This is a genomic window from Campylobacter sp. BCW_6465 (assembly GCF_001762815.1).
Classification (GTDB): domain Bacteria; phylum Campylobacterota; class Campylobacteria; order Campylobacterales; family Campylobacteraceae; genus Campylobacter_D; species Campylobacter_D jejuni.
Genome location: NZ_MJXN01000080.1, coordinates 1 through 8,561 on the forward strand (window position 1 = coordinate 1; position 8,561 = coordinate 8,561).

Genomic DNA, 8,561 nt, shown 5'->3' on the forward strand with positions numbered 1-8,561 from the left:
ATTTGTGTAATAGATAGAAATAAAACTTTTAAGAATAAAAGCATTTGTGTGATTAATACTAGAGATGGACTTTTTATAAAACAAGTTTTAAAACAAGATGATGGAGTGATTTTACACTCTTTAAATCCTTTATATGAAGATATATTTTATAAAAATGGAGATTTTTTGCTAATTGGTGTGGTAATTGGAGAACTTTCTAAGATGTAACAGTACACAATAAGCTAAGCCAAGCTAATCTTGTCTCATCAATACAAAAGGATATAAAGATGGATAGAGTATCAGCAGACATAAGACAAGGTGTTAACAAAAGATTTATAAACGCAATTTGCAACCATAACAATGAACTTGTTTTAGAATATCTTAAAAATGGTATGAGTGCAACTAAAGAATGCATGGGCGAAGAACCTATGTTTTATGCAATAACTCATAATAATTTTGGAGCGATTTTACTTTTATTAAAATACGGTGCTATTTTAGATAAAGAGTATCTAGAAGAAAGCAATAAAGATTTTAGCAAAGAAGCTTTAGAATTTTTAGCCTCTTTGCTCTAAAAAGGATATATATAATCTTGTTTTATCAGACCTACATTTTTAAGTCTGTGAAAAACAGCTTGTTTTGAAACTTCGAATTTTGAAGCAATAAGTAATATTGCTTCTGCTGCCTTTAAATCAGGTGTTGTTTTTCTGCATTCTGCTATAAAATCTTCTATTTGTCGAAGAGGCATAAGTAGTCTTGCCGCAAATTGATTGGCTCTAGTTTCTATTCCACCATATGTATTGCTTCTATAAAGGGTTTCATAGCTATCAATAATAGGATTTTCTATGCTAGGTAAAATATCATTAGCTAAATGCCCTAATTCATGTGCCAATGTAAAACGCTGTCTATTTTCATTTTTAAGCGGATTTATCCAAATAATAGGTTCACCTTTTTCATCTACACTAATTTGACCTTCAGTGTCAATTTTATCAAGGTCAAGATCTTTAACTACATTTATGCCTAATTTTTGAGCAATTTCAAACGGATTGAATGGTGGTTCTTTCATTTCCAATAAATCTAAAATTTCATAAGGGGTTTTATCTTTTATTTCTTTATAAGTCATTCCAAACCTCCTATTTGTGATTTTTCTTGATCAATATCTGTCAATATAGATATTTTATCATTTATATGTAAATCGACCATTCTTTCAAATTCTTCCATAAATTCACTATTTTTTAGAATTTTATTTATAAAATCATTGCGTAATTTCTCATCTTCTATAATTTTATTCAAAAATACATCAGTTGTTTCTTTTATTAATCTTTGTTTATCACGGTTATAATATATAGTAAGCCCTATGGTAATAACAGCTGTTAAGAAAGTAGCAATAGCAACAATTAAACTTCCATAAGTTAGATAAGAACTTGCAATAGTAATAATATCAGAATTGGTGTAATTGTTTTCTATAATAAATCCTTAAATTACTTTTAATTTTAAAGGTACTTTACCATATTTTTACAAAATTAAATATTAAAGAGAGTATTTTTACTCTCTTAGCTTTTAAAAATTCATAATCAAAAGCTCTTTGCTTTCTTTTCTTTTTAAAACATTATTATTTAAAGAATACCTTACTTTCAACTCCTTAAAATTAAAATCTTTATAAAGCTTTCTTATAAGCTCACAATCATTATAAGAAAGCATAAATTTACCTTTGATATTTTTTAACAACTTGCAGCGAGATGCTAATTTTTATTCAATACCAAAACTTAATGTTTCCGCTTCTACCAGTGGTGACAATGAGTTAATTGGGCTCGAAGGATATGAAACAGGTGAAATGCTTGAGCTTAGTAAAGCCTTTTTTAAAACAACGCCTAAAAATGTGAAAGCTATTAAAGTTGATGGTTACTCTATGGTTCCAATGCTTTTACCTGATAGCTGGGTTGTTTTTGAAGAAACGCATAAGTATCAAGGAGATGGATTGTATATTTTAAATTTTGATAACCAATTAATGGTTAAACTTTTGCAATTAGATCCAATAAGTAAAGTTTTAGATATTATTAGTGTAAATAAGGATTATAAAAGCTATAGTTTGGACTTAAAAGACTCGCAAGTTGAGCTGATTATACAAGGCAAAGTTTTGCGTTTTATTATATAATTTAAAGGAATTAAAGTGAATATTGTGTTGCTAATATTAATAATCTTTTATGTAATTATTTATATAGAAAAATAAAAGGAACACCAAATAAGCCGCTAAAAGAAATTTGGAATGAATATAAGCAGGAAATGCAAAAAATCAACGAAGAGCATAGGTAAAAAATGCAGAAAATTGATGAAAATTTTAAAAAAGAAAAAGAGCAAAATAAGGACTTGGAACTTAATAAATTTCAAATAATCTCACGCGAAATTTTTACCATAAAAACTCCAGAGAATAAAGATGTTGAGGTTGAATTAACTTGTACAGCTGGATTAATTCAAACTAGCCAAATTAATTATGAAGAGATTGCTAGAAAAGAATTTTTATACAAATGTTTTCCAGTAACTTGGAATGATTTTTTAAAGCTTAACAAGTATGAAAAAAATTGGCATATACAGTTAAAGATTGTGATGATATTGGATTGTTAAAAGAGGTTTATGAGTAAATATTCAAATATTTAAAATGACAAAGTGAACTTCCTGAATATTTTAAAAAATATATACGATCTAGGAAGAGATATTTGCACGAATTTTCGGACCCCGTTCAAATAAAAAGCAAATTAAGCTTAAAGGCTTATCGCTACTATATCAACTTCTTTTTAAATGAAATACCAGAAGGAAGCTATTTTCCTATGCAAATAATGCATAGGGGTGATGAGTTGAGTGAAGCTTTATATAATACTTATTTTTTAAAAGATGATGAAAGTATAGATATGTATTATCCACCAAATTTTTATGGAGACACATCAAGTTTTGACATAGTAGAACCTAGATTTTTTAACAGTAGGGAATATTATAAAAATTACAAACCTTTTAATCGTTTTGATTTAAAGCCACACTCTGATTACGACTTTAACATTCCAAAATATATAGTAAAGCATTATTTGGATATGAAAACCATTGTTAAAGAAGATGAACATCATAAACGAATTTTTTGTTAGTTTTATTTTAATAAAGTTATATTTTAAGTTTAAGGTTTGTAGAAAAATAAAATTTCCACTTTTATGGAAGTTTTATTTTTCCAAATGGAAATTTTATTTTTCCGCCGACAAAAGATTTGTAAATTAATAAAAATAAAGATATAATTATGTTTTAATTTAGAGAAAGGAATCAATATGAAACAAGGGGATTTTACAGATGTTGCAAAGCATTATCATAATAGACCTGCTTATAGTCCATTTTTACTTGAAAAACTTGTAGCTTGTATCAATGATAAAAATAAAAATTTAAAAGATTTAAATATTGTTGAAGTAGGAGCTGGAACTGGAAAACTTACTAAGATGCTAGGAGAAATGTTTGGATGCCAAATTAGTGCTGTGGAACCAAACGATAATATGCGTGAAGAAGGGCAAAAATTTACACAAAATTTGTCAAATATTTCTTGGCATAAAGGGAGTGGCGAAGAAACCTGCATGAGCAATAATCAAGCTGATTGGGTCATCATGGCTAGTTCTTTTCATTGGACAGATCCTAAAAAATCTCTCCCAGAATTTAATCGTATATTGACAGGGGGGGGGTATTTTACTGCGATTTGGAATCCTCGCCACATTGTAGAGGGTTCGGTTTTTGATGAAATTGAAAAGGAGATTAAACATATTGTTCCAGATCTTGCTCGTGTAAGCAGTGGCACTCAAAATGTTAAAAAATGGGAAGAAATTCTTGTTTCAACAGGAGATTTCACAGACTGCTTTTTTATGGAGTGTGACTATAAAGAGTTTTGGGATAAAGAGCGTTATCTTGGAGCTTGGCATTCTGTAAATGATATACAAGCACAAGCAGGTGAAAAAAGATGGAAGGAAATTTTAGAGATGATAGAAGCTAAAATTTCTCATATGCAAAGTATAGAGATTCCTTATAAAATAAGAGCATGGACAGCTAGAAAAGCATAAAATACCTCCTTTTTTTCATCAAGCTTGTCAAAGATGAGAAAAAGGAAATAAAATGCAAAAACTAGTAGAACAAGTGTGGGATTATACCAAGCATGCTAAATTTTATAGCTATAGACCAAATTATGCTCCAAAAACTATAGATATGCTTATTAGCTTAGTTGGAAAAAAAGATATTAAAGTCGCTGATATCGGTGCAGGAACTGGAAATTTAAGCATTATGCTTTTAGAAAGAGGATGTAAGGTAGTATCTGTAGAACCAAATGATGCGATGCGTGAGATCGGGATAGAAAGAACCAAGGATCAAAAGATTGACTGGGTTAGAGCAACAGGCTTAAACTCAACACTCCAAAATAGTGAATTTGATTGGGTGACTTTTGGTAGTAGTTTTAATGTAATGGATAGAAATGAAGCCTTAGAGGAAGCACATCGCTTATTAAAATCAGAGGGATATTTTTCTTGTATGTGGAATCACAGGGATTTAAACGATCCTGTGCAAAAAATAGCTGAAGATACTATTGTAGAATTTGTACCAAATTATACAAGGGGAACAAGAAGAGAAGATCAAAGACCAATTATAGAGAGTCGAAAGGATCTTTTTGATAATATTGTTTATATTGAAGAGGATTTTTATTTTCATCAAAGCATTGAAAATTATATTAATGCATGGAAGAGTGTTAAAAATCCTTACTGGGATTTGGAGACTGATGAAGGAAGTGAACTTTTTAATAAAATTAGTAATAAAATTTCACAAAGACTTCCTAAGGAATTTAGCATAAAATATACCACTCGTTGTTGGAGTGCTAAAAAAATATAAAACTAAGGAAAAACATGGCGGAGTTAAAATTTAAAACCAAAGCACAAAATTTAAAAAATTTACAAACAAAATTAAAAAAAGCAAAAGTTCTACCTTTGGTTTTAACTTCGCTTGAAGAATTAATATCAAATGAAGATAAAGTTTTACAGGACATTCAAACCTTAAAGGCTAATAGACTCATTATAAGAAGTTCTTCTTTGAGTGAAGATAGCATGAAAAACTCCAATGCAGGTGCTTTTCTTTCTTTGGCAAATATTAAAGCTGATTCTAAAGATGAGTTATTAAAAGCTTTATATGAAGTTGCCAATTCTATGCCATCAAAAAGTGATGAAATTTTAGTTCAACCTATGCTTGAAAACATTACTCTTTGTGGAGTTGGTTTTAGCGTTGATAAAGATAATTTTTCCCCTTATTTTTGTCTTCAATATGATGAAAATGGTTCAAATAGCTCTATTACAGATGGAAGCAGTAAGAGTGCAAAAACTTACTATCATTACAGAAATTATTTAGAATTTAAAGATATTAGACTTCAAAAAATTATAGAACTTATAAAAGAATTAGAAGTTTTATATGATTGTCATTTTTTAGATGTTGAATTTGCATTTGCTATTCAAGATGATAAGGAAGAACTTTTTTGCTTACAAGTGCGTCCTTTGGTTATGCATGAAAAAAATAATTTATTTCATTCTTTACCAAAAGAAGCTTTATATAGATTTTATAAACGTTTTGAGTCTTTAAAAGAATCAAGATCTAGAGTTTTGGGAGATAAAGCCATTTTTGGGGTAATGCCTGATTGGAATCCAGCTGAAATCATAGGGTTAAGACCTAAGCGTTTAGCTTTTAGTTTATATAAAGAAATCATTACGGATAATATCTGGGCGTATCAAAGAGATAATTATGGTTATAGAGATCTAAGATCCCATCCTTTAATCCATTCTTTTTTAGGCATTCCTTATGTAGATGTAAGATTATCTTTTAATTCTTTTATACCAAAAAAATTAGATGAAAATATTGCACAAAAACTTGTCAATTTTTACTTAGATAAGCTTAATAAAAATCATGAATTGCACGATAAGATTGAATTTAATATTGTTTATTCTTGTTATGACTTTAATAGTTCTAAAAAATTAGAAGAACTTTTAAATCATGGTTTTAATGAAAATGAAATCAAAAGATTAGAATTTTCATTATTAGAACTTACAAATAAGATTATTAATCCTAGATCAGGGCTTTATTTAAAAGACATACAAAAATCTTATAAGCTAAAAGAAAGATATGATGGCATTATTAATTCTAATTTTTCTTTAATTGATAAAATTTATTGGCTTATTGAAGAATGCAAGCGTTATGGAACATTGCCTTTTGCTGGGGTGGCTAGGGCTGCATTTGTAGCAATGCAACTTTTAAATTCTTTAGTTGAGATTGATTTTATAGCTAAAGAGGAAAAAGATGATTTTTTAAATTCACTCAATACAGTGAGTAAAAATTTAAGCAAACAAACAAACCATCTTAATTTTCACAACAAAGATCAATTTTTGAAAGATTTTGGACACTTAAGAGCAGGAACTTATAATATTTTATCTCCAAGATATGATGAAGATTTTGAACTTTATTTTGATGTGGATCAAAAAGATAGTAAAGTTTATTTACAAGATAAAGCTTTTGTTTTTTCAGAAGAAAAGACAAAAGCTTTAAATGCTTTACTTAGAGAACATGGATTAGAGATTAATGCTTGTGAATTTTTTGATTTTTTAAAACAGGCTATCGAGGGTAGAGAGCTCGTTAAATTTGAATTCACTAGATTGCTTTCTAAGGCTATAGTTTATATAGAAGAATTAGGCAAATATTATGGTATTGAAAAAGAAGATTTGGCTCATCTTGATATAAAAAGCATTTTAAATCTTTATTCTAGTCTTTATTCTATAAATCCAAAAGAGCAGTTTGTAGAAGAAATTAATCGCAATAAAAAAGAATATGAACTTACACAAGCTATAAAACTTCCTTCTTTGCTTTGCAATGCCGATGAAATTTTTTCTTTTTATAATCATAGTATTATTCCAAATTTCATTACACAAAAGAGCATCACTGCATTTACGGCGAAAGAAAATGATAAAGATTTAGAAGGAAAGATTGTTTTAATTTATGCAGCAGATCCTGGATATGATTATTTATTTACAAAAAATATAGCAGGACTTATTACATGTTATGGGGGTGCTAATTCACATATGGCCATTCGTGCCTCAGAACTTGGAATGCCTGCTGTTATAGGAGTTGGAGAAGAAAATTTTGAAAAATATTTAAAAGCTAAAAAAATAAATATAGAATGTGAAAGTGAGCAAATATTTTGTTTATAGGTATTACTCAAAGACTTATTTGCAACGAAAGCTATCATGAAGAAAGGGAATGTTTGGCTTTGGATTGGGGAAAATTATTTAATAAAGATTTATTTAAAAATTTTACTCCTCTTCCTCTTAGCTATGAAATAGATTTTTCTCATTATAAACATCTAGTAAAAGCTGTGATATTAAGCGGTGGTAATGATTTAAGTTTTTATAGTCCCAATGTTTTATCTAAAAAGAGGGATTTATATGAAAAGCAAGTTATAGAAATTTGTTTAAAAGAAAAAATACCACTTTTAGGAATTTGCAGAGGAGCTCAGATGATAGCTCATTATTTTAACAGCCATATAAGCCCTTGTGAAAATCATATAGGCAAACATGAAGTATTTTTCTCAAAAGAAAAATTTATAAGTAATTCTTTTCATAATTTTGCTATTGAAAAATTAGGTAAAGATCTTATAGAACTTTGCTTAGCAAAAGATAATACTATAGAAGCTTTTAAACATAAGTATGAAAATATTTTTGGTATAATGTGGCATATTGAAAGAGAAAATGGGCTTAATAATATTCAAATTTTAAAAGAGTGGTTTAGTTTAATCAAGGAATAATATGAATGCAATTATCTTAGCAGCAGGTTTTGGATCAAGGCTGATGCCTTTAACAAAAGATCAACCAAAGTGTATGGTTGAGTATAAGAATAAAAAAATCATAGATTATGAAATCGAAGCTTTAAAATCAGCAGGTATAAATGAAATAGCTGTTGTGGGTGGATATTTAAACGAAGTGCTAAAAAATTATCTTAATAAATATGATATCGAGCATTTTTTTATTAATTCAAAATATGATAAAACCAATATGGTTCATACTTTTTTTTGCGCTAAAGATTTTATATTAAAATGCATAGAAGAAAAACAAGATTTGATTATTTCTTATGCGGATATTGTTTATTTTCAAGATTGCGTACAAAAGCTTATAAATGCCAAAGAAGAACTTGCTATAGTAGTTGATAAGTCTTGGCGTAAGCTTTGGAGCAAACGCTTTGCAAATCCTTTAGAAGATGCTGAAACATTAAAGATGACAAATGGTTATATTATAGAACTTGGAAAAAAAGCTAATGCCTATGATGAGATAGAAGCTCAATATATAGGACTTTTTAAATTTTCTTATCAATTTCTTTCCGAAGTTATTGCTTTTTATGAAATGCTTGATCGAGATATTTTATATGATAATAAAAATTTTGAAAATATGTACATGACAAGTTTTTTGCAAGCTTTAATTGAAAAATACAACAACGCAAAAGCAGTGGAAATTGATGGCAATTGGTGTGAAATTGATTTTATGAGTGATTTA

12 protein-coding genes and 1 pseudogene are annotated in these 8,561 nt (G+C 28.4%); 10 read left to right on the forward strand and 3 right to left on the reverse strand.

Annotation, left to right across the window (positions count from 1 at the left end; translation table 11 throughout):
- Positions 1 to 207: S24 family peptidase (locus AJ886_RS04840; protein ID WP_148124017.1), on the forward strand; the 207-nt coding region annotated here is incomplete at its 5' end.
- Between the two features lie 59 nt (positions 208 to 266).
- Positions 267 to 551: a hypothetical protein gene (locus AJ886_RS04845; protein ID WP_070287272.1), complete on the forward strand. Its 285-nt coding sequence runs from the start codon at positions 267 to 269 to the stop codon at positions 549 to 551.
- Here AJ886_RS04845 and AJ886_RS04850 read toward each other — a convergent pair.
- From AJ886_RS04850 to AJ886_RS10235, 3 genes and pseudogenes are all read right to left on the reverse strand, one after another.
- Complete coding sequence (locus tag AJ886_RS04850; protein ID WP_002801718.1) at positions 548 to 1,099, reverse strand: ImmA/IrrE family metallo-endopeptidase; 552 nt, start codon at positions 1,097 to 1,099, stop codon at positions 548 to 550. The two genes, AJ886_RS04845 and AJ886_RS04850, sit on opposite strands and share 4 nt — an antisense overlap.
- Entirely contained in the window at positions 1,096 to 1,269 is a 174-nt protein-coding gene (locus AJ886_RS10515) for a hypothetical protein (RefSeq protein ID WP_002801716.1), read from the reverse strand. The genes AJ886_RS04850 and AJ886_RS10515 overlap by 4 nt, the downstream gene beginning before the upstream one ends.
- Positions 1,270 to 1,536: 267 nt before the next feature.
- Positions 1,537 to 1,710: pseudogene (locus AJ886_RS10235) on the reverse strand (DNA adenine methylase); the annotation flags it as partial.
- Here AJ886_RS10235 and AJ886_RS04855 point away from each other — a divergent pair.
- From AJ886_RS04855 to AJ886_RS04885, 8 genes are all read left to right on the forward strand, one after another.
- Positions 1,688 to 2,131 carry a helix-turn-helix transcriptional regulator gene (locus AJ886_RS04855; protein WP_070274972.1) on the forward strand — a complete coding sequence of 148 codons (444 nt, stop codon included), beginning with the start codon at positions 1,688 to 1,690 and terminating at the stop codon, positions 2,129 to 2,131. The pseudogene AJ886_RS10235 and the gene AJ886_RS04855 sit on opposite strands and share 23 nt — an antisense overlap.
- Positions 2,132 to 2,292: 161 nt before the next feature.
- A complete protein-coding gene (locus AJ886_RS10520; protein ID WP_070274973.1) occupies positions 2,293 to 2,598 on the forward strand; it encodes a hypothetical protein in 306 nt (101 codons plus the stop codon).
- A 203-nt stretch (positions 2,599 to 2,801) separates the two neighbouring features.
- Positions 2,802 to 3,110 carry a hypothetical protein gene (locus tag AJ886_RS10525; RefSeq protein ID WP_186820744.1) on the forward strand — a complete coding sequence of 103 codons (309 nt, stop codon included), beginning with the start codon at positions 2,802 to 2,804 and terminating at the stop codon, positions 3,108 to 3,110.
- A 174-nt stretch (positions 3,111 to 3,284) separates the two neighbouring features.
- Positions 3,285 to 4,058: a class I SAM-dependent methyltransferase gene (locus AJ886_RS04865; protein WP_070287013.1), complete on the forward strand. Its 774-nt coding sequence runs from the start codon at positions 3,285 to 3,287 to the stop codon at positions 4,056 to 4,058.
- A gap of 52 nt (positions 4,059 to 4,110) precedes the next feature.
- Positions 4,111 to 4,872, forward strand: a complete 762-nt coding sequence (locus AJ886_RS04870) for a class I SAM-dependent methyltransferase (RefSeq protein WP_002859690.1) — start codon at positions 4,111 to 4,113, stop codon at positions 4,870 to 4,872.
- Positions 4,873 to 4,886: 14 nt separating this feature from the next.
- Positions 4,887 to 7,226: a PEP-utilizing enzyme gene (locus AJ886_RS04875; protein WP_070287012.1), complete on the forward strand. Its 2,340-nt coding sequence runs from the start codon at positions 4,887 to 4,889 to the stop codon at positions 7,224 to 7,226.
- Positions 7,217 to 7,819 carry a gamma-glutamyl-CDP-amidate hydrolase gene (locus AJ886_RS04880; protein ID WP_070287011.1) on the forward strand — a complete coding sequence of 201 codons (603 nt, stop codon included), beginning with the start codon at positions 7,217 to 7,219 and terminating at the stop codon, positions 7,817 to 7,819. The genes AJ886_RS04875 and AJ886_RS04880 overlap by 10 nt, the downstream gene beginning before the upstream one ends.
- 1 nt (position 7,820) lies before the next feature.
- A partial coding sequence (locus AJ886_RS04885; protein ID WP_070287275.1) for a CTP:phosphoglutamine cytidylyltransferase occupies positions 7,821 to 8,561 on the forward strand: 741 nt, incomplete at its 3' end.